16 protein-coding genes are annotated in these 21,666 nt (G+C 67.0%); 7 read left to right on the top strand and 9 right to left on the bottom strand.

The genetic code is table 11. The annotated features are described in order from the left end of the window. Nucleotides 1-122: 122 nt before the first annotated feature. Nucleotides 123-2,423, top strand: coding sequence for a xanthine dehydrogenase family protein molybdopterin-binding subunit (locus AC1DNE_RS14495; RefSeq protein ID WP_476841111.1), 2,301 nt, complete (start codon nt 123-125; stop codon nt 2,421-2,423). 1,081 nt (nt 2,424-3,504) lie between these two features. Here AC1DNE_RS14495 and AC1DNE_RS14490 read toward each other — a convergent pair. Then, a complete protein-coding gene (locus tag AC1DNE_RS14490; RefSeq protein ID WP_476765387.1) occupies nt 3,505-4,263 on the bottom strand; it encodes an AraC family ligand binding domain-containing protein in 759 nt (252 codons plus the stop codon). Between the two features lie 96 nt (nt 4,264-4,359). Here AC1DNE_RS14490 and AC1DNE_RS14485 point away from each other — a divergent pair, with 96 nt between their 5' ends. The 4 genes from AC1DNE_RS14485 (at nt 4,360) to minE (ending at nt 7,602) form a co-directional block, all read left to right on the top strand. Next, nucleotides 4,360-5,556, top strand: coding sequence for an MFS transporter (locus AC1DNE_RS14485; protein WP_476765386.1), 1,197 nt, complete (start codon nt 4,360-4,362; stop codon nt 5,554-5,556). A 201-nt stretch (nt 5,557-5,757) separates the two neighbouring features. Next, entirely contained in the window at nt 5,758-6,492 is a 735-nt protein-coding gene (gene minC, locus AC1DNE_RS14480) for a septum site-determining protein MinC (protein WP_476765385.1), read from the top strand. Between the two features lie 34 nt (nt 6,493-6,526). After that, a complete protein-coding gene (gene minD, locus AC1DNE_RS14475; RefSeq protein ID WP_441469200.1) occupies nt 6,527-7,342 on the top strand; it encodes a septum site-determining protein MinD in 816 nt (271 codons plus the stop codon). Further along, the gene (gene minE, locus AC1DNE_RS14470; RefSeq protein ID WP_441469199.1) at nt 7,339-7,602 is read left to right on the top strand and encodes a cell division topological specificity factor MinE; all 264 of its coding nucleotides are present in this window, start codon (nt 7,339-7,341) and stop codon (nt 7,600-7,602) included. The genes minD and minE overlap by 4 nt, the downstream gene beginning before the upstream one ends. 42 nt (nt 7,603-7,644) lie before the next feature. On the opposite strand, the gene fhuB is transcribed toward minE, so the two are convergent. Continuing rightward, entirely contained in the window at nt 7,645-9,573 is a 1,929-nt protein-coding gene (gene fhuB, locus AC1DNE_RS14465) for a Fe(3+)-hydroxamate ABC transporter permease FhuB (RefSeq protein ID WP_476841119.1), read from the bottom strand. 61 nt (nt 9,574-9,634) lie between these two features. Continuing rightward, nucleotides 9,635-10,525 (bottom strand): ABC transporter substrate-binding protein, encoded by an 891-nt coding sequence (locus tag AC1DNE_RS14460; protein WP_441469197.1) that lies wholly within the window; start codon nt 10,523-10,525, stop codon nt 9,635-9,637. A 299-nt stretch (nt 10,526-10,824) separates the two neighbouring features. On the opposite strand from AC1DNE_RS14460, the gene AC1DNE_RS14455 reads away from it, so the two are divergent. Then, nucleotides 10,825-11,634: an ATP-binding cassette domain-containing protein gene (locus AC1DNE_RS14455; protein ID WP_441469504.1), complete on the top strand. Its 810-nt coding sequence runs from the start codon at nt 10,825-10,827 to the stop codon at nt 11,632-11,634. A 23-nt stretch (nt 11,635-11,657) separates the two neighbouring features. Continuing rightward, nucleotides 11,658-13,412 carry an ABC transporter ATP-binding protein gene (locus tag AC1DNE_RS14450; RefSeq protein ID WP_441469196.1) on the top strand — a complete coding sequence of 585 codons (1,755 nt, stop codon included), beginning with the start codon at nt 11,658-11,660 and terminating at the stop codon, nt 13,410-13,412. Between the two features lie 25 nt (nt 13,413-13,437). Here AC1DNE_RS14450 and AC1DNE_RS14445 read toward each other — a convergent pair whose 3' ends face one another. Genes AC1DNE_RS14445 through AC1DNE_RS14420 form a run of 6 tightly spaced genes read right to left on the bottom strand, consistent with a single transcriptional unit; the run spans nt 13,438 to nt 21,662 of the window. Further along, on the bottom strand, nt 13,438-14,298 hold the full coding sequence (locus AC1DNE_RS14445; RefSeq protein ID WP_441469195.1) for a glycosyltransferase family 2 protein: 861 nt from the start codon (nt 14,296-14,298) through the stop codon (nt 13,438-13,440). Nucleotides 14,299-14,314: 16 nt separating this feature from the next. Beyond that, nucleotides 14,315-15,778, bottom strand: a complete 1,464-nt coding sequence (locus AC1DNE_RS14440) for a polysaccharide pyruvyl transferase family protein (RefSeq protein ID WP_441469194.1) — start codon at nt 15,776-15,778, stop codon at nt 14,315-14,317. Further along, the gene (locus AC1DNE_RS14435) at nt 15,775-16,959 is read right to left on the bottom strand and encodes a hypothetical protein (RefSeq protein ID WP_441469193.1); all 1,185 of its coding nucleotides are present in this window, start codon (nt 16,957-16,959) and stop codon (nt 15,775-15,777) included. The genes AC1DNE_RS14440 and AC1DNE_RS14435 overlap by 4 nt, the downstream gene beginning before the upstream one ends. Further along, nucleotides 16,956-18,137: a polysaccharide pyruvyl transferase family protein gene (locus tag AC1DNE_RS14430; protein ID WP_441469192.1), complete on the bottom strand. Its 1,182-nt coding sequence runs from the start codon at nt 18,135-18,137 to the stop codon at nt 16,956-16,958. The genes AC1DNE_RS14435 and AC1DNE_RS14430 overlap by 4 nt, the downstream gene beginning before the upstream one ends. A 31-nt stretch (nt 18,138-18,168) precedes the next feature. Next, entirely contained in the window at nt 18,169-19,473 is a 1,305-nt protein-coding gene (locus AC1DNE_RS14425; RefSeq protein WP_441469191.1) for a glycosyltransferase family 4 protein, read from the bottom strand. A 2-nt stretch (nt 19,474-19,475) separates the two neighbouring features. Beyond that, nucleotides 19,476-21,662: a glycosyltransferase family 2 protein gene (locus tag AC1DNE_RS14420; RefSeq protein ID WP_441469190.1), complete on the bottom strand. Its 2,187-nt coding sequence runs from the start codon at nt 21,660-21,662 to the stop codon at nt 19,476-19,478. Between the last annotated feature and the right edge of the window lie 4 nt (nt 21,663-21,666).

The following is a 21,666-nucleotide window of genomic DNA, read 5'->3' as shown; positions in this document are numbered from 1 at the left end:
TGTCCCCGTCAACAACGAGCCGGGCATTGGCGCAAGAATTGGAGTATGGCCTTTATCCTCGGCGGACGAGTGACAGCCTGATGCATGCGAAAGTTTCGAGCCACGAGAAGGAGCCGGCCGTCGTGGATTCAGCCTCGTCGGACCCGCGCTCGCTGCGCCGCTTCGAGGACGAGCGCTTCCTGACAGGGCGCGGCAACTACCTGGACGACGAGGCGGTGCCCGGGGTGCTGCATGCGATGGTGCTGCGCTCGCCGCACGCTCATGCCGCGATCCTCGCCGTTGATACCGAGGCTGCCCGGAAGCTGCCCGGTGTCCACGCGATCTACACCGCGGCGGACATCGCCGATCTCGGCTCCTTTCCCTGCTCGCTGGCGGTGGCTGGCGATGCGCCGCTGATCGTGCCATCCCGGCAGGCCCTTGCGCGTGACTGCGCCCGCCATGTCGGCGATCCCGTCGCCTTCGTCGTGGCCGAGACGATCGATCTTGCCCGCGAAGCCTGCGAACTCATTGCCGTCGACTACGACATTCTGCCTGCCGTCACCGACCTTACAGCCGCGGCTGAGCTCGGCGCGCCGGAAATCTGGCCGCAGGCGCCCGGCAACCTCGCGCTGCGCTATCGCCTCGGCGACGAGGCCATCGTGGCTGCCGCCTTCGAACGGGCCGCCCACGTCGTGAGCTGCCGGGTCGTGAACAACAGGATCGCGGCGGCCGCGCTCGAGCCGCGCGCCGCGCTCGGACGCTTCGATCCGACCAGCGGCCGCTACCGGTTGTCGCTCAGCGGCGCCTCGGTGCACGACATCCGCCGCGAGCTCGCGGCAGTGTTGTGCGTCGCGCCCGAACGGCTCGATGTCGCCTGCCCCGATGTCGGCGGCGGGTTCGGCATGAAGAATGTCACCTATCCGGAATATGCGCTGGTGCTCGTCGCGGCCGAGCGCCTCCGCCGGCCGGTGCGCTGGCTCGCCGAGCGCATCGAGGACTTCTCGGGCGGCGTCCACGCCCGCGACAATCTGACGACCGGCAGACTCGCCCTGGACAAAAAGGGCCGTTTCCTGGCGCTTCAGGTCGAAACCATCGCCAATCTCGGCGCCTATGTCTCCTCGCTCGGTCCGGGCAGTGCGACCACTGCGCCGACTCCGGCCATGGGAGGGCTCTACGACATCCCGGCGATGACGATGGATGTCCGCTGCATCTTCACCAACACCGTTCCGATCGACGCCTATCGAGGCGCCGGCAAACCGGAGGCCAACTATCTGATCGAAAGACTGGTGGACGAGGCGGCTCATCGCTTGCGCATCGACCCCGCCGCCTTGCGTAAGCGCAACTTCATCCACCGCTTCCCTTATCGGAAGCCCTTCGGCGCCGTGCTCGATTGCGGCAGCTTTGGAAGCAATCTCGACGGCGTGCTGGCTGCGGCCGACCGCCCCGGCTTTCGGCGCCGCAAGGCGCAGTCGCGTCGGCGCGGCAAGCTGCGCGGCTTTGGCATCGGCTGCTTTCTGGAAACCTCGCGCGGCGCCCCGAACGAGGATGCCTGGTTGTCGTTCCGCGCGGATGGCCGCATCGACATGGCGGTCGGCACCCAGTCGAACGGCCAGGGTCACGAGACGAGCTTCGCCCAACTGCTTTCGAGCGAGTTGGGCCTGCCTGTGGAGCGCTTCCATCTTGTCCAGGGCGATACGGCTCTCGTCCCCAGCGGCGGCGGCCATGGCGGCGCACGCTCGCTGCATATGGGCGGCGGGGCGCTGGTTCTGGCCGCGAGGGCGCTGGTCGAGGCCGGCAAGCCCGCAGCAGGCCAGCTCCTCCAGAGTTCTCCCGACACGGTCACCTTCGAAGGTGGACGCTTCCGTGCCCCCGGGGCCGGCGAAGTCGACCTCGTCGATGTCGCGCGCCATGTCGCGGAGACGACAGGCCAGGCGCTTGCCAGCCATGGCGCGCGACGCAACGCTCCGCTGACCTTTCCGAACGGCGCGCAAGCGGCAGAGGTCGAGGTTGATCCCGACACCGGCGAAGTCGTCCTGCTGCGCTATGTCGCCGTCGACGACTACGGCACGTTGATCAATCCCCTGCTGACCGAAGCGCAGGTGCATGGCGGGCTGGCGCAAGGCATCGGCCAGGCGCTGATGGAGGAAGCCCGCTACGATCCCGATGGCGGCCAGCTCCTGAGCGCAACCTTCATGGATTATGCAATGCCGCGCGCGATGGACCTGCCCTCATTCGAGCTCTCGATGGTGGAATTGGCAACCGAGGCCAATCCGATCGGTGCCAAGGGAGCGGGACAGGCCGGTTGCATCGGCGCGCCCCAGACCGTCATCCACGCCATCCTCGACGCGCTTCGGCCTCTCGGCGTCACGCATCTGGACATGCCCGCCACCCCCTCCCGAGTCTGGCGTGCGATCCAGGAGGCGCGGGACACTGCGAAGGGTTGAGGAAAGAAGCCGGGAAGCGCTGGCTTCAAAACGCCAAGCGGAGCAACTATCCGTGCTACAGCGGAGTTGCGCGCGGAGGAGGCTTTCCGGCTCTTCGCCGAGATGGCCCAGGCCGGACAGGCGATCTACCTCACCCATCACCAGCACCTGTGCGAGATTGTAGGGCGCGTCTGCCCGACCGCGCAGTTGCATCAAATCGATGCTTCAGGGAACTGGTCGAGTGGAAGGCGACAAGCCGGGCTGCTGCCGAACGGGCGCTTGTGGCCCACAGGCGACATTGTCGCTCAGGCGTTGGTCAGCGCACCAGCAATCACGCTCCGCTCGAAGCATCCTCGACTAAGCCATTCAGCAAAGCGCCCGGACGAAGCCTCGCATTTGATCGGCACGTCCTCCTCCTTCGAGCAGCGGCGGAAGCTCACGCAACACTGCAATTCAGCACAGGCATTAGCCTAGATCATCAGGCTCGGCTGGCTTGGCTCATCTCGCCGATCGTCTTCAAACGACGACGGAATCACTCCAATCAGGCGGATTTCCTTCTCGGTCGGAAAGAGCAGGTGGAGAAGGCTGCGCGATATCTTCCGCGTCGGAAGCCGTGCCGAAGTTCTCGACGGTGGCAGCCCTGCCGATCCGGCGCTCGATCTCGTCGTTGCATGGCACCTACTGGATCGTGCCCCTCGGGCAGCCTTTCGCGAAGCTACTCAAACCGGTGAATTGGAATGGACGCCCGGGGCTGCATGGGCTTTCCAGCAGGCGATGGGTCTCGTTTGGTACTATCGTGTGACCAATCCGACGATGAGTGCTCTGGGGCGCTGCTGTGCGGGCATTGGTCTGCTGGATATCCGACCGAGGGTTGTCGCTTCGCCGCGAAAGCCTCCCTCCGATCGCCACTGCGAAGCGATCGGACCGATCATGAATGTCTGCATGCAAGGGATCATTCGAAGCCTGCTTTTGGCGCTCTGTAGCCGCGGGGCTTCGCGTCGGCAGCGCGGTGAAAGCACCGACGCCCCGAGCCATCGAAAACACCCATGCGACCCGTTGTCGGAATGGATTCGCGCGCATCCACGGCATATCCCCTCGTCATTCACCGCCATGACAAGGCTGTGCTGCCAAGGATGCGTTCGGCGGCAGCCCTCAGCGCCCGCAGATCGGAATAACCGACGGCGCGGACGATCTGGTGCGGGGGGCGGCCGTCCGTCGCCAGGGCGAGAGCGCGAACCAGCCGCAAACGTGCCCTCCATTCGCCAAAACTCATGCCGGTCTCGATGCGGAAGCCGCGCGTCAGCGTGCGCCGGCTTGCGCCGGCGTGCTGCGCCCAGCCGTCGAGGTCGAGGGGCGAGGCAGGGTCCTTCAACAACGCCTCGCAGACGCGACGCAGCCGTGGATCGCGCGGCAGGGGCAGGGTCAAAGCTGTTTCCGGCGCGCGCGCGATTTCATCGAGTATCAGCGCGGCGAGATGCCCGCCGCGCCCGTTCTCATCATAGAGGAGGGGCTCGGCCGCCAGCGACGCCAGCGCCGAAGCCAGCAACGGCGTCACCTGAAGAACGCGGCATCCCTTCGGCAGGACACCCACGGATTCAGGTGCGACATAGGCCGAGCACATCGAGACTCTTCCATGCATCCTGACCTCGTGGAAAAGCCCCGGTGGAATCCAGAGCGCATGCTGTGCGGGCAGAATCCAGGTTCCGTCCTCCGCCGTCACCAGGGTCAGCCCGGCGGTGGCATAGAGAAGCTGGGCTCGTGGGTGGCTGTGCCAGCCGGTGGTCGCGCCCGCCTCATAGGTCTTCGGCATGACGCCGATGGCCCGCGGAACCGTCTGATAGGCGTCGCTGTCGCCACGCATCGCAAACTCCGTTTGGCCCGATCGTGCAGAATAACGGCCCAACAGAGCGCAGCGGGTCAAGATATAAGAATACCGTCCCCTGTCGCGAGCATCGCCATGAGCCCTGAGACGCTGTCCAAGCGCACGCTTCTCTTCGTCAACGCAGCCCATGCGCTCGATCACTTCGTGCTGCTGATCTATCCCACGGCCGTGATCGCCATCGCGGCACAGACCGGCCTGAGCTATGCCGAGCTGATCGGTCTTGCGACGGGCGCCTTCGTCGCCTTCGGCCTGTGCTCGCTGCCGATGGGTTGGCTCTCGGACCGCTTCGGCCGGCGCAACATGCTCGCGATATTCTTCCTCGGCTACGGGCTGTCCTGTCTCGGCGTCGCCAGCGCGAGCGGGCCTGCGGCCTTCGCGGCCTGGCTGCTCGTGCTCGGCGTGGCGTCGGCCATCTATCATCCGGTGGGTTCGACGATGCTGGTCAACCACGCCCGCCAACTCGGGCGCGATCTCGGGGTCAACGCGGTCTGGGGCAATCTCGGCGCCGCGTCGGCTGCCGGCGTCACCGCATTGCTGGCGGCAAGCTTCGGCTGGCGTGTGGCCTTCGTGCTGCCGGGCCTCGTCTGCCTCGCGGTTGGTGTTGCGTTCATAGCGCTCGTGCCCGGCGACGGGGCGCCGCATGCGAGCCGCTCCGGCAAGGCGGAGCTCATTCCTGTGGGCCGCCCCGTGGCGCTTCTCGCTGTCTTCGCCGTCGCGATCATCGCCGGCGGCATGACTTTCAACATCACGACCATCTCCTTGCCGAAGGTCCTGGACGAGCGGCTCGGGCTGGACCTGCCGCTGGTGCTGACGGGCTCGCTGGCGACGCTGGTCTTCGTGTTCGGGGCTGGGGCGCAATGGCTGATGGGCCGGCTTGTCGACCGCTACACACTGCCAGCCCTGTTCGTCGGCCTCGCCCTCCTGCAGCCGCTCGGCCTCGTGCTGGCGGCAACGACCCAAGGCGTCCCCCTGCTGCTCGGCCTCGTCCTGACGATGACCGCGATCTACGGGCAGGTCGTCGTCAACGATGCCATGGTCGCGCGCTATGTGCCGGCCCAGCACCGCGCCAAGGCGTTCAGCGTGCGCTATTTCCTCGGCTTCACCGTGAGCGGTTTCGTGGTGCCCATGCTGGCGGTCCTCTATGCGCAGGGCGGCTTCGGGCTGGTTCTGGGCGGAGCAGCCGTGTTCGGCCTAGTCGTCTGGCTGGCTTCGCTGGCGTTCTATTTCCTCGCTCAAGGCTCGACGTCGCAAAAGGCTGCTCCTGCCGAATAGCCGGAGGTCTTCCGCACGCCTGCCGTCGCCGATCTGGCCGGGTTTTCGCATGCCGCGAGGCCCGGCTCAGGCGCTCCATACACCCTGACAGATCGGTCCGGCCGGTGCGCGATGCCGGCTTCTTCGCGTGGATAAGCGGCGCCGGTTTACCGCTTGTTAACCATACGCTCGATACACCGAAGCAACCGAAAATTTACCAAGATGACCGGCGTGTTAACCCAATCCCGACCCATTCGTCTCAAGGGACGCAGCTTCCTTGCGCTGGCCCTGACCCCCGAGCTTCCCTTCGAGGATTGGTTGGTCCGGCTCGATGACCTGGCCTCGCGCTCGACCGGTTTCTTCATGCGCCGGCCCGTGGTTCTCGACATCACCGGGCTGGACATCGACCGGCCCCAGCTGCGCGATCTGATCGACCGGCTCGGCACGCGCAATGTGCGGATCATGGGCATCGAAGGCGCGCGCCCCTCGCTGCTCGGGACGGATCTGCCGCCGGCGATGGCGGATGGCCGCCCGACATCGGATATCGAAGCGCCGGCTGCCGACGAGGGCGGCAAGCCGCCGGCTCCCGAAAGCGTCGCCCCGGCGGCCATGGCCGTGCCCCAGGCATTGCCGTCCCTGGTCGTGACCCAGCCCGTCCGCTCGGGACAGTCGGTGATCTTCGCCGAGGGCGATGTCACGATCGTCGGCTCGGTCGCGTCGGGGGCGGAGGTCATCGCGGGCGGCTCGATCCATGTCTACGGCACGCTGCGCGGCCGGGCCATGGCCGGGACGATCGGCAATGCCGAGGCACGCATCTTCTGCCGCAAGCTCGAGGCCGAGCTCGTCGCCATCGACGGCTACTACAAGACCGCCGAGGATTTGGAGCCGGGCCTGCACGGAAAGGCCGTCCAGTTCTGGCTGGAAGGCGAGACATTCAAGGTCGGATCACTCGCCTGAGCCGAAGGCGCGTCCACATCAACAGGAGAGGTCAATGGGCAAGGTCATCGTGGTCACATCGGGCAAGGGCGGCGTCGGCAAGACGACCTCCTCGGCGGCACTTGGCGCTGCCCTGGCGCGCGACGGCGAGAAGGTCGTGGTCGTCGATTTCGACGTCGGCCTGCGCAATCTCGACCTGGTCATGGGGGCGGAACGGCGCGTGGTCTACGACCTCGTCAATGTGATCCAGGGCGAAGCCAAGCTGACGCAGGCGCTGATCCGCGACAAGCGGCTCGAGACGCTCTACCTGCTGCCGGCCTCGCAGACGCGCGACAAGGACAACCTGACGGCCGAAGGCGTTGCGGCGGTCATCGGCGCTCTCAAGACCTCGTTCGACTGGGTGATCTGCGACAGCCCGGCCGGCATCGAGCGCGGCGCGACGCTGGCGATGCGCCACGCCGATATCGCGATCGTCGTGACCAATCCGGAAGTCTCCTCTGTACGCGATTCCGACCGCATCATCGGCCTGCTCGATTCCAAGACGCTGAAGGCCGAGAGCGGCGAGCGCATCGAGAAGCATCTCCTCCTGACCCGCTACGACCCCGTCCGGGCCGAGCGCGGCGACATGCTCAAGGTGGACGACGTCCTCGAGATCCTGTCGATCCCGCTGCTCGGCATCGTCCCGGAAAGCATGGATGTGCTGCGGGCTTCCAATGTCGGCTCGCCCGTCACGCTGGCCGACGAGCGCAGCGCGCCTGCCGTCGCCTATTTCGACGCCGTGCGCAGGCTCAGGGGCGAGGCCCTGCCGGTCACCGTTCCCGGCGAGAAGCGCGGCTTCTTCGGCAAGATCTTCGGAAGGAAGGCGGCATGAACCTGCTTCGTCTTTTCTCCCGCCCCCGGTCGGCGCCCGCCGCGCGTGAGCGGCTGCAGGTGTTGCTCGCTCATGAGCGCGCTGCCGTCGGCGACTCGGATCTCGTCACCAAGCTGCGGGATGAGATCCTGCGCGCGATCTCGAAGCACATGCAGGTCGATGACGAGAAGGTCACCGTCCGCATGGAACGCGGCGCCCAGGTCTCGACCCTGGCCGTCGATATCGAAATCCCGTTCGACGCGGGCAAGAAGGCGGCCTGACGGCCGCCTTCCCACAACCGATTCGCACGCGGACCGGCGGTGTCAGCCATTTCGGCTTCCTCCGCGGTTCAGAAGCCAGATCAGGTAGGGCCCGCCGATCAGCGCGGCGAATAGCCCGACGGGTACCTGATAGGGAAAAGCGACGAGACGCGCGAGCCAATCCGCAACGATCATCACGCCGCAGCCGATCAGGGCGGAGGCGAGAAGCTGGTCGCGGCTGCGTGCGAAGCCGGCGAGGCGGGCGAGATGTGGGGCGATGAGCCCGATCAGACTCAAGGGCCCAACCAGAAGCGAGGCCACCGCCGTCATCAGCGCCGCCAGCGCAGCGAGGCAGAGGCGGCTGCGCTCCACCGCGAGGCCGAGGCTGCGGCTGGTGGCGTCCCCGAGCGGCAGCAGATCGAGCCAGCGCATCGCGAGCAGAAGAGGCGCGATCAGCAGGACGCATGCGATAAGGCCGGTCCAGGCCTCGATCTCGCCGGCCCGGTCGGTCGAGCCTGAAAGCCAGACCAGCAGCATGTAGGCACGCAGATCGCCCTGGGCGAGCGCTGTCGAGACCACCGCCATGCTGAGCGCGCCCATGGCGATGCCGGCAAGCAGCAGGCGCTGCGGCCCGATGCCCGGGCGGCCGGCGAACAGCAGCATGACGAAGAGCACCGCCAGCGAGCCGCCCGCTACGCCTGCCAGCATCGCGAAGGGGCTCGCCGGCAAGAATGTGAGGGCGAGCAGCAATCCGACGCCGCCGGCGGCGCTGACGCCGAGCACCTCGGGGCCGGCGAGAGGGTTCGCGGTGAGGCGCTGCATCAGGCAGCCGGCGGCGCCGAGCAGAACGCCTGCCGAGCCCGCCGCGGCGAGGCGCGGACCACGGAACGGCAGCAGATCCCGGAAGAGAGAACCCGTCGCCAACTCCCATCCCTGTGGTCCGCGCCCGAGCACGAGACCGAGCGCCGCGACGAGCGCGATGATGGCGGCGAGCGGAACGAGCGCCCGGAGCGAGCGTGCGGTCCGGTCCAGGCGCCAAACGGGATCGGCTGCCTGCGGCGGCAAGGTGGGCGGGACCCTGCGCATCAGCCACAGCAGCAGTGGGCCGCCGAACAGGGCGGTGGCGGCACCGGTCGGCGCGAGATCGTTGAAGCCGGAGCCGAGCAACTGCACCGTGCTGTCCGTGATCGAGAGCAGCAAGGCTCCGAGCGCGGGTGCTGCCAGCAGCATCTGTCGCGGGGTGCGGGTGCCGAGTTCGCGCGCCAGCGCGGGGGCGGCAAGGCCGACGAAGCCGATCACGCCGACCTCTGCTGTGACGCTCGCCGCCAGCCATACGGCGATACAGAGGACGGCAAGACGTGTCGCATGAAGGGCGAGGCCGAGGCCGCGCGCCATATCCTCGTCGAGCCCCAGAAGGGCGAGGGGGCGCAAGAGCAGCGCGGTGGCAAGGGTGCTCAGCACGAGACGCGGGCCGAGCGCCATGGCTGCGTCCCAGCTTTGCTGATTGAGCGAGCCCGCGCCCCAGATGAACAGCGACAGTACATACTCGCCCTTGGCGAGAATGACGGTCGCGCTCGCTGCCGCGGAGACGAGCGAGACGACCATGCCCGATAGGACGACCGTCATCGGATCGAGCCGGCGCCGCCAGCTCAGGCCGAGGACGAGAGCGACCGCGGCGATGGCGCCGGCCAACGCGACGCCTTCGCGCGAGAAGACGAGCAGGGCGGGCGCATAAGCCGTGGCGGCAGTCAGCGCGAGCTGCGCGCCGGAGGCGATGCCGAGCGTCGAGGCATCCGCGATCGGGTTATGCAGCACGCGCTGCAGCAGCATGCCAGCGAGCCCGAGCGCCGCGCCGCTGATCAGAGCGGTTGCGGCGCGCGGCACGAGGCTGTGCCAAAGCAGGATCGATTCGAGGGTTCGTGCGAGCTCGGGCGGCGCCGACAGGGACGGGCGCGTCACGACCACCGCCAAGAAAAGGGCAGCCGCCGTCATCGCCGCGAGAAACCAGGCACCGGAGTGTCCGCCGGTTGGCGGGCGTAGTGCTCGGACCGCCTCAGCCACGGGCAGTCTCCGCCCTGAGCAAGGCGTCGGTCAGCAATCGCGCGAAACGCCGCGCCGCCGGCAGGCCGCCATAGGGGTTGATGGCGCCAAGCTGCAGGAGCCGGCCTTCGCGCAGGTTCGGCAAGGCGTTCCAGAAGGCGCTGGCCGCGAGGGTCTGCATGGCGCCGGGCGGGACGGGCGGGATCAGCGCGATGAAGGCGTCGGGAACATGGACGAGCGCTTCGAGCCCGATCGGGGCCATGGCCGAATAGTTCGTATGCTCGGTCCAGGCATTGGCGAGCCCGAGCCGCTTCAGCACCTCGCCGAACATGCTGTCATCGCCGAAAACACGGAAATGCCGGGCATCGCCGAGATTGACGGGGAGCACCGGACGCGCGCCCAGCGGCTTCAGCCTTTCGCGCAGCTCCGCGAATTCCGCCTCGGTCCCGGTGATGTAGCGCTCCGCCTTCGCGGCGATGCCGAGGCGCTGGCCTATGCTGCGGGTCATCGCGACCGCCGGCTCATAGGGCAAGCGGTGCGGCGCGTAGATCGAGAAGCTCTCGACCGGCGCGATCCGGCGCAGCCGCGGCTCGGAGGCGACATAGAAGCTCGACGAGAAGATCAACTCCGGCCGTAGCAGCAAGAGCAGCTCCAAATTGATCGTGCCGCGCAGGCCGAGATCGGTGACGCTCGCGGGAACCGCGGGTTCGACCGCGACTTCGCGGAATTGGCGCAATTCCGGTGCCGCGATCGGCGGCACTCCCAGCGCAAGCAAGGTCTCCAGCACCGACCAGTCGACGGTCGCGACGCGCAGCCCCGCCGCCACGGCCGGGAGCGGGAGGCTGGTGGCGCCGAGAAGCGCCAGTGCGCCGCGCCGCGTCGGGGATGACGGGATGCCGATCATGCGCTCGGGTCTAGCACAGCCCTGACGAGGGAGCCTCTTACCAGCGGTCGTTTACCGAGACGGTGACGGTGCAGGGCTGTGCGTCGATGGATTGGGACCGTCTATCGGGCGAGGCTCGTGCAGGCCGAGCCCGCTGGCTTTCGGAGACGAAACAACTCCACTTTCGCCATGGGCCGCGGCGGTGTAGGCCGAGGAAGCTGCGGCTGAAAACCGATGATCCCGAAGGCGCGCCGACCATGCAGAGCAAGGCTACCGCATTTCCGTCCGGTGATGGCGCTCTGGCGGCGAAGGCCCTTTCGATGGCCGGGAACGGCCCGCTTGCCGCCGACAGCCAGGGCGACCTCTTCGATCTCGAGGGCGTCACCTTCAGCGTGCCCGGCCGGGTGCTGCTGGAGCCGCTGACGCTGTCGCTGCCGACCCGGCAGGTCATCGGGCTGATCGGCCATAACGGCTCGGGCAAGTCGACGCTGCTCAAGCTGCTAGCCCGCCAGCAGGCGCCCTCGGGCGGGACGATTCGGTTCGAAGGCAAGGCGCTTGACGCCTGGAACGGCCGCGCCTTCGCGCGCAAGGTCGCCTATCTGCCGCAGCAGACGCCGCCATCTTCGGGACTATTGGTCAAGGAACTCGTCGCGCTCGGCCGCTATCCCTGGCACGGTGCACTCGGCCGCTTCGGCGCGAAGGACCGAGAGAAGGTCACTGAAGCCATGGCGCTGACCGATGTCGAGCCCTTCGCGGACCGGCTGGTCGACACTCTCTCGGGCGGCGAGCGCCAGCGCGTCTGGCTCGCGATGCTCGTGGCGCAGGATGCCGAATGCCTGCTCCTCGACGAGCCGACCTCCGCGCTCGACATCGCGCACCAGATCGAGGTGCTGTCGCTGGTGCACCGGCTGTCCGCGGACAAGGGCCTCGGTGTCATCGTCGTGCTGCACGACGTCAATATGGCGGCCCGGTTCTGCGACGAGATCATTGCGCTGCATTCCGGCAAGATGATCGTCCGGGGAACGCCGGAGGAGGTCATGACCGCGCAGCAACTTGGCCGCATCTACGGCGTCGACATGAGCGTCATCGCCCACCCACAGACCCAGCGCCCGATCGCTCTTCCAGCCTGAGAGCGGCCGCCGCGGAGACCGATATGGATCTGATCAAGCGGTTCGCCGCCTATTATCGGCCGCATCGCGGCCTGTTCCTGCTGGACTTCTGCAGCGCGGTCGCGGCCGGCCTGCTGGAGCTCGCCTTTCCCGTCGCGGTGACGCTGTTCATCGACCGGCTGCTCCCGACCGGCGAGATCGGAATGATCGCGGTCGCCGCCGCAGGTCTTTTCGTCGCCTATCTCATCAGCGCAGGGCTACAGGTCATCGTCACCTATTGGGGCCATATGCTCGGCATCGGCATCGAGACCGAGATGCGCGCCAAGGCCTTCGACCATCTGCAGAAGCTCTCCTTCGGCTTCTTCGACAACCAGAAAACCGGCCATCTCGTCGCCCGGCTGACCAAGGATCTCGAGGAGATCGGCGAGGTCGCCCATCACGGGCCGGAAGACCTGTTTATCGCGATCATGACCCTGATCGGCGCCTTCGCGCTGATGCTGTGGGTCCATCCTCCGCTCGCCATCGTCACCGCGCTCGTGGTTCCCCTCACGGCGTTCGTCACCATCCGCTACGGCAGCCGCATGACCACGAACTGGCACGCGCTCTACGGCCGGGTCGGGGATTTCAACGCGCGCATCGAGGAAAATGTCGGCGGCATCCGCGTCGTCCAGGCCTTCGCCAACGAGGACCACGAGCGCCGGCTCTTCGCCGAGAGCAACCGCCACTATCGCGATACGAAGCTGCAGGCCTACAAGCTGATGGCGGCCTCGACCTCGCTCTCCTACCTCTCGATGCGCTTCGTGCAGGTGGTGGTGATGTTGGCGGGCGGCTGGTTCGTCGTGCGCGGCGAATTGTCCGCGGGCGGCTTCATCGGCTTCCTGCTGCTGGTCAATGTGTTCTTCCGCCCGGTCGACAAGATCAACGCGGTCATCGAGAGCTATCCGAAGGGTATCGCCGGCTTCCAGCGCTATCTCGCCTTCCTGGCGACGCGCCCCGACGTCGCCGATAGGCCGGGCGCTCGAGACGTCGAGCGGCTGCGGGGCGATATCGCCTATCGCGGTATCAGCTTCGGCTACGGCGCGGGAAGGCTGATCTTCGATGGCCTCGATCTCGACATCAGGGCCGGCGAGACCATCGCCTTCGTTGGCCCCTCCGGCGCGGGCAAGACCACGATCTGCTCTCTGCTGCCGCGCTTCTATGAAGTCACGGGTGGCGCGATCCTGATCGACGGCATCGATATCCGCGACATGACCCTGAAGTCGCTGCGCTCGAACATCGGCATCGTCCAGCAGGATGTCTTCCTCTTCGCCGGCACGATCCGCGACAACATCGCATATGGCCGTCTCGATGCGACCGAGGAGGAGATCGTCGAGGCGGCGCGTCGTGCGCGGCTCGACGGCGTTATTGCCGCATTGCCGCAGGGGCTCGACACGGTGATCGGCGAGCGTGGCGTCAAGCTCTCCGGCGGCCAGAAGCAGCGCCTCGCCATCGCCCGCATCTTCCTGAAGAATCCGCCGATCCTGATCCTCGACGAGGCGACCTCGGCGCTCGACACCGAGACCGAGAAGGCGATCCAGCAATCGCTGTCGGAGCTGTCGCGCGGCCGCACCACGCTGGTCATCGCCCACCGGCTTGCCACGATCGCCAATGCCGACCGCATTGTGGTGGTCGAGAACGGCGATGTCGTCGAGCAGGGCAGCCACGCCCAGCTTCTCGCCCGCAAGGATGGGCGCTATCGCAGCCTCCACGCCGCGCAGGCCGGCCATGACCCTCTGGCTTCAGGCCCCGCCGTTGCCTGAGTTGGGCTAGGCCGCGGCGAACCGCTCAGAATAATCCGCGGAAGCTGTCGGGCAGACGCCAGGCTTCCGTGCCGGCGATATTGAGCGGTGCCACATACATGGTGCCGACCTCGCCGCCGCGCTCCGAGCGCTTGATGCCTTCGATGAAGCTCTGGCAGTAGCGCTCGATCGCGTCGTCATCCCAGTCGCGGCGCTCGAGCCGGTCGAAGCTGCAATAGAGGTTGAGCAGGTCGAGGTCGCTGCTGCGCTGGTGATGGCCCTGGTCGACCTGGGTGAAGTCGAGCCCGCGCGTCAGCGATTGCCGGTACACGCGCTCGCCCAGATCGGCGTATTTGAGGTGAAACAGATAGGCGCCGGGAAAATGCGGCGGCTGATTGGCGTGGTGAAAGCCACCGCCCCAGCGGATGGGCTTGCGAACGATCAACGTCTTGCACATCGGCGAGACGAAGCGGACATGGCCGCGCTGGCGCAGGATCGGCCCGTCGAGGAGCGCCGCGTTCTCCCCCTGCAGCATCGGCGTCACATTGAAGCCGATGCAGGTCGCGTACTCGAAATCGGTGGCGTCCAGCCAGGCGCCGAAGCTCTCGAAACGGCGGGGGTCGTGGCTGACGAACTCGTCGCAATCGCAATAGATCACCGTCTCGTAGAGCTCGAGCAGCGCGCCGACGAATTTCGAGACGAAGCGCGCGCGCTCCTGATCGTCCAGCGCCGAGCGGGGATAGCGGACGATGCTGACGCCCTGCAGGGTCTCGCGTATCTCCGCGTCGCTGTCATGGTCGATCACATAGAGATTCTCGCGGCCGACGAGCCCGGAATAATAGTCGATCCAGCGCGAGACGTAGAACGCCTCGTTGTACTGCATCGTCACCACGGCGACCTTCTTCATTCCCCGGCTCCTCCGGTCACATCCGGTGCGGGACGCCGTTGCGATCGAGGAAAGCGCGCATCCGATCGTAGGAGGCGGCATAGGATTTGGCGAGCCCGTTCAGCGCCGCCTCGCGATAGACGGCGCGCCAGCCGCCCTCGGCCAGAGCCTGCTCGGGCACGACCGGGATCTTCAGCGTCTCCGCCAGCTCCTGGCTGCGCGTGTCGTAGGCGACGAGCACGCCGGGCACGCCATGCGCGACAGCCGGCAGCACGCCGTGCACGCGGTAGCCGACGGCGAGATCGACCCCTTGCGCGAAGCGGTCGTAATCCTCGACATCGAAGAAGGTGAACATCCTGCGCTCATAGATCTCGCGCATCCGGGCATCGTTCGGCCCGTCCCACCAGCCGGTCCTGGCGAATTCGGCGATGGCCTTTTCCTTGGCCGCCTCGTCGCGCAGGAAGAAAGCCTTCTCCTCCTGCTCGCCATGCGAGGACATCACCATCTCGCTCTGGCCGTCGACCTTGAGCAGGGCCGCGCGCTGGTTGCGCAGATAGGCTTCGGGGTCGACCGTGTAGCTCTTGTCGGCCTCGCGGCGCAGGCTGAAGGCGACCTTCCGGATCGCGCGCTGGTCCGGAACGCGGATCTGGAGCTCGCGGTTGCGGGTGCGGAAGATCGAGGGGCAGCCGACGACCTCGACATTGCCGACGCCGTTGCGGCGCAGCGTTTCGGCGCTGAAGGCGCCGCGCACGCCGATGGCAGCGCAGCGATCGGCGACGATCTGCCAGAAGCGCTTCGAGCTCTCGGGCAGATCGATTGCCCGGTTCTGGCTGGCCTGCGCACCGACGCCGATGGCGTAGACCGGCAGCTGGACCTTCTCCAGCACCTCGACGGCGCGGAACCACTCCATCTTCTCGTGGATGAAGTTGGAGCCGCGCACGAAGACGAAGTCGAACTCGCTGGCATAGCGCTCGATGTCGGCCTCGGTCGGGTTCATGATCTTCATCGGCTCGAGATGCGCATAGTCGAGCAACTTCAGCGTCGAATCGTAGACGATCATGTCGCCGATATTGAAGTAATCGGAGAGCAGCTTCTCCAGCGGCGCGCGGTACCAGCGCACCTTGTCGTGGTCGTAGACCTCGCCCGCCGGGTAGATCACCAGCGCGCGCAAAGCCTTCGTCGTGGCGACGGGGCGCAAATGCGAGCCGGGGGCGAGCGCGCCGGTCCTGGCATCGGCCACCGCGATCGAGCGCAGCCGCGTTTCGGGGAGGGCCGGCAGGGGAATGGCGATTTCCGCCACCGTCGCATCGCCGGCGACAAGGGCGCCGGGATGGATCGTGGCATAGTCCTCGCCGTCGAGCAGGAGGCGCAGGGAGGGCCAGCTTCCACCCGGTTCCCGGGCGACAAGGACGACGACCTCCCGCGTGCTGGCGCGCAGGATCTTCATGGTCTGCACGGCCTGGCTCGCAGCGAATTGCTGCGCGTGCGCATTCGCATTCATGGCGTTTCCTTCACGATGCGGACCTTGATGCGGACGAGGTCGCGCTGCGGCCCCATTTTGCAGTCCGTGACATGCATCTTGGTCATGAACAGGTAGGGCTCATCGCCCGTCGTTTCGAAATTCCGCGAGGGCGAGGCGGGGTCGGCGATGGCGCCATAGGCGTAGCGCACGCTGTCGCCGCAATCCTTGCTCCACATCGTCGGGTGCATGAGGAGCGTTTGCAGCGGCGTCCATTTGATCAGGTCCTTCGACCAGCTATAGGCGACACGTCCACCCGCGATGCCCTGTTTGGGATCGGGGCCGAGATGGAAGATGGCGAGCCATTCTCCGCTCGCCTCGTGGCGGGTGACCGAGCCCACGACCGTTGGCAGCACCTTGAGCGGCTGGCAGGGTTTGGCCTGCCTGGCATCCCCGCGATAGGGATCGACGGCGCGCACGGTGAAATCCTCGCCGTCGAAAGCACGCCATGCCTTCGCGTCGGTGATGTCGGTCGTCCGGTAGAGGCAGGTGCCTCCCTTCTGGCCCTCGCCGCCGGTCGTCGCGATCAGCGCGTACCAGGCGCCGTCCTTCTCGACGATGTTGGAGGGGTTGAAGAAGCCGCGATGACGGCCTTGCCCGGCATCCTGCCTGAAGGCCGGCGCGGCGACGACGGTCGGCGGGTCGTCGACCTTGAAGCTCTCGCCACCATCGTTCGAGCGCGCTGCCGTCACGACATTGTACCAGCAGCTCATCCCGTCCTTGAACCGGCAGGCGCCCGGGTGGCGGTCGGCGTGATACTCGTCATGCATCAGCGCGTAGACGCGGCGCCCGTCCTTGGTCCAGGTCGCGGCGATCCAGCTCATGTCGCTGAACTGGCTGGGATCGGCGCTGTTCTTCGCCTCGAACGAGATCGCACAAGTGGTCTTGATCCGGTCGAGGCCTGCGCCGATCAGCGCGCGGTTGCGATAGTGGCTGGCGAAGGCGACGACCTCGCCCTTGTCGTCGCGGAAGGCGCGCAGCGGCGCATCGGGGATATGCCATTCCTGGCAGCGCTCCTTCGACCAGTCGAAGACCGTTTCTTCCTTCGCACCCGGCGCAAGTTCTAGGCGGTAGCGTGAGCCTTCCGCGGCACCGGCGAGCGAAGCCGGCAGCAGCGCCGCAAGCAGCGGCGCCGTGCGCAGGAGGGCGCGAGCGCCCCTCATGCCACCTTCCGCTGCGGTTCCGCGGCTGTGCGACCCGCCATCTTGTTGTCGACGCGGTTCTCGACCAGGAAGTCGCGCATCTGCCCGTAGACCTGGGCGTAAGCCTCGTTGAATCGGTCGAAACGGGACTGCTCCCAGTAATCCTCCAGCCGAAAGTCCTGGCCGGAGAAGACATCGACGCTCGGGATCTTGAAGGTGTCCGCGAACTCCACGGTGCGGCTGTCATAAGTGAAGTAGATCGAGGGCGTGCCGTTGGCGAGCGCCATCAGATTGCCGTGCAGCCGGTAGCCGAGGACGAGATCGAGCCCGCGCACCAGCCGCTCATATTCCGCGACGACATCGGAATAGAACATGCGGCTCTGGTAAAGGCTCGAGACCTGCTCATCGATGTACCAGTCGCGCGCCCAGGCGTTGTCGCGCAGCGACGCCATGGCTTGCGCCTTCTGCTCGGGCGTGCCGAGTGCGAGCTTCTTCTCCTCGACCTCGCCCTGCGACATCAGCGTGACCTCGAAACGATCAGCCATCGCCTTCACCAGATCGCGGTGGAAGGTGAGGTAGCGCTTGATGTCCTGCGCATAGGTCTTCGAGACCTCGCGCCGCAGCGTGACGCCGACCTTCTTGACCTGGTCGAGCGCGGGCAGGCGAATGGCGAGATCGGGGTTGTTGTTTCGGAACGCGGTCGGGCAGCCGATGATCCGGACGTTGTGGATGCCGAGATTGTTCAGGACCTCGGCGGAGTAAGCGCCGCGCACGCCGAGCGAGGCGGTGGAGTCCGAAATGAGCTTCAGGACGGTCTTGGTGTCCTCGCTCAATTCCAGCTTGCCGCTGACCGGCGCCTGCGCGCCGATGCCGAAGGCGATGACCGGCAGCTTGAGCCGGCGCAGCACTTCGGCGGCGCGCGACCAGTTCATCTGCGCATGGATGTAGTTTGAGCCGCGCAAGAAGACGTAGTCGTACTCGGCATTGAGCCGGTCGATCCTGGCCGGATCGACATGCGCGATCGGCAGCTCGTCGAGCTTGTCGAAGTTGAGCAGCTTCAGCGAGGAATCGAAGACGAAGGCGTCGCCGATGTTGTGGTAGTGGTCGATGTGACTCTGCAGGTCGGCATAGCGATACCAGCGCACATTGTCGTGGTCGTAGACCTCTCCCGACGGGCTGATGACGAGGATGCGGGCCATGTCAGGTCTCCCCTGTTATCTCGTTATGGTTTCACGCGATCATCGCGGCCGGATCGTGCCGCTTCGGCGCCGGCTGGCTGCGTTCGGCCAGGAGGCGGCGATAGAGGTCGAGATGCGTCTGCGCACATTCGCGATGGCTCATCGGCCGCTTGATGCCCCCGCGCAGCCGGTCCCAGAGCTTGGGCTCGGTCAGCGCGCGCGTCATGCAGTCGACGAGGTCTTCCGGGCTGCCGGCGCGGAAATGCAGGCCGTCGACCTCGTCGGTGATCTTTTCGGCCATGCCGCCGAGGTTGCTCGCCAGGATCGGACGACCGTGGAAGAACGCCTCCTGGATCACGATGGGTGAGTTCTCCCACCAGACCGAGGGCATCACCACCCAGTCGACCGAGCGCATCAGGTTGGGCATCTCGTGGTTCTGGAAGGCGCCGCAGAAGCGCACGCGCCGGCCGGCACTCTCGACCAGCTTGGCGAACTTGTCCTGATATCCTTGAGGCTGGCGTTCGAGATTGCCGCCATAGATCAGCAGGATCGCATCCTCGTCCCAGACGGAATCCGGGATGCGCGTCACCGCGTCGATCAGCACATCGGCGCCCTTGTAGGGCGTCAGCTGCCCGAAATAGGCGAAGCGCGAGCGCCGCGTCTTGCCTTCGGGCAACGGCCGCGGCGGCGCGGCGGCAGCGACGTCGATGCCGTTCTCGATCACCGAGAACCGCTCCTGCGCCAGCCCCCAGCCGACATAGCGATCGGCGAGGAAGCGGCTCGGCGAAACGAAATGGTCGGCGAGGCCGAGCATACCCTTGATGAAGGTCTCGCGGGCCAGGAAGCGCGCCGGCGAGATCTCGGGGAAGCAGGCGTTGCAGTCGGTCGGCGAGGCCCGGTAGCAGAGCTTGAAGGCGCCGGTCTTCACCATCTGGCCGTGGTGGTGGCAGATGCTGAGATATTCGTGGAAGGTCACGACGATCAATGCATCCGGCAACGCGTCGCGCACTGCGAACAGGCATTCGAGCCCGAGCCCGATGAAATGGTGGAAATGCACCACGTCCGGCTTCAAATCGTTCAGGACGCGCACGAAGTCGCGCTCGATCTCCTCCGTCGCGCGGTTGGAGATGAGAAAGTGGTCGTAATCTTCGGCGTAGTAGAGCAGTTCGCCGCCGCGCTGGCGCAGACTCATCAGCGCCGTTCCGGCATGGCGCGGGGTCGGTGAACCGACGCGGGCGAGGTAATGGGAATCGACACCCTCGCCCGTCTGCAACCCCTTGTGCAGGTTGTAGGACGCCATCTCCGCCCCGCCGAGCGAGAGCGAGGGATGGCCGTGGGATATCACGAGAACCCGCATCCTCAGCCTTTCATATTGGAGATGGCGAGTGCCCAACGCCGGTCGAAGCTGGTCCGGTCCGCGAGCTGGGCGAGCGCGCCGAGATGGGGCGAGGCGATCTCGGCGTCATCGACCGCGTAGACCTCGACATCCGGCACCCAGAGAGAGGGGGAGCCCGCCATCCTGAGCTTGAGGCAGAGATCGAGACCCTTCTCCGCCGTGGTGAAGTAGTTGCGCGCGAAGCCGCCGACCTGGACGAAGGCGGCACGCGAGAGCACGCAGCATTCGCTCGCGCCGGCCGCGACCTCCATCGGACCGAGATTGCCGACCGCCTCCAGCGGATAGCCGACGAAACGATTGGCAATGCGCCGGCTGGCTCCCTCGCCCTCCAGCCAGGCGCCGGCCCAGCGGATTGAATCGTCCTCGAAGAGCAGGGTGGGGCTGGCAACGCATTGGCCGCCGCGCGCGCGATAGGCCCGTTCGAGCCGGCCGAGCCAGCCCGGCATCCGGATCTGGGCGGCGCCCGATAGCAGGGCCACCGTCTGGAAGCGGCAGGCGCGGACACCGGCCTCCAGCGCGTCGCAGGCGTCCTCGACACCTTCGACGGCGATGAGACGCACCGAGAGCCCGTAGAAGCGGGCCAGCCGGCGGGCTTCGGCACCGACGCGGTCGAAGCTCTCCGAGGGCGCAGCGAGCACGATCGGCAGCGGCCTGACCTCCGGGTCCATCGCCATCAGCGCGAAGAGCGCTGACAATTCGCGCTGGCGATGGTCGAGGCCGATGACGAGGCCGAGTTGAGCCTCCGGGTCGAACGCGCCGACATCGAGGGTCTCGACGGCACGCGGCGGCGCGATCTCCGCAGCCTGCAGGGCCGGAGCGATCTGGCGCTCGACGACGGCATTCGCCGTCGCGGAACGCGGGTCGAGCAGACCGAGGATGCGCTCGAGCGCCCGGCGCGCCTGGCCGCGATTGGGTTCGAGCGGCAGGAAGGCAGGGCCGGTGCCCTGGACCTCGAAGGCGAGGTGGAGCGGCTGGCCGGGTTCCGGCACGAGCTTGGGCGCGAAGACGATGAAGCCGTGGCTGTTGCGCCGCGAGGCGAGGGCCGGGCCGAAGCGCGGGTCCTCCATGAAGGCCGCCGTGACGTCCGGCCGCTGCACGCGGGTCCAGAGCCGGTCGACGGCGCAGGACTGGCTGCCGCTGCGCAGCGTGACCGCGTCGACCCGGCGCTCCGGATCAAAGAGCCAGCCGATGATCAGAACACCGGTGTTCTCGACAATGGTGACGGCGTCGATGCCGGCGCGGACCGGCTCTTCCAGGAGGCAGACAGTGTCGCGGCCGTCGAAGCGCTGGGAGGCGCGCCGCAGCTTGTCGGCCGTGGCCTGGGGGGCCGTGCCGCGCTGGAGCCCGTCGCGGAGATGGCCGGGAACGGTGATCGGTTCGAGCAGGACATAGCGCTCATAGACCTCGAGCGCGCGCCAGCCGTCGTTCCCGCGGAAATAGAGCCGCTCGATCTCTCCCGGCTGCTGGGCCTGGCAATCCTCGAGCAGGCCGAAGAAGCCGCGGGCGCCTTCGCCGAGATCATCCCGCTCCAAGGTTCCGGCTTCGAGATTGGCTGGGGAGAGGCCGCCATGGGCGATCAGAAGCTTGATCCGCCCGGCTGCAAAATGGGAGGTCCAACCCTGCAGGAAGATGCCGTCGCCATCGAGCGATCCCATCACCTCGACGAAGCCGCCGGGCCGCGCGACGGTTTGCAGGAGCATCGCGACCGCGCGCAGGCGGCGCGGATTGGGCGCGCCGGTCAGCAGCACTTCGAGCAGGCCGTCGACGACGCTCGGAAAGGCTTGTCCGGCGTCGTCGGCGAGTTCGGACAGGAAAACCTGAAGCGGCTGCGGCTTCGGTGCCAGGATCAGCCGAAGCGGACGACCGGGGCGGCCGATCAGGAGCGCGCCGGTGCCGCTGCTGTCGACGCTCGGGGCCGGTGCCAGGCAGAGGAAGCCGGTCGCTGCCGAAGCCTCGGCTCCGGGCCGACGCCAGCTCAGCACCATGGTCTGGGCGCGGTTGCGCGGATTGCCGTCGACCGCGACCGGGACCTTGGCCGGGATGGCGTCGCAGGTGCTGCGGACGAGGATGGCGTTCTCGCCGAGCGGCGTCCAGGCGACCGTCGGAGCCGGGGCGACCGCAGTCCTCTCGGGAACGATGACCTCACTCATCGCC

It is taken from the genome of Allobosea sp. 05L423 (genome assembly GCF_056397745.1).
This window is presented reverse-complemented; position numbering and strand designations above follow the sequence as displayed.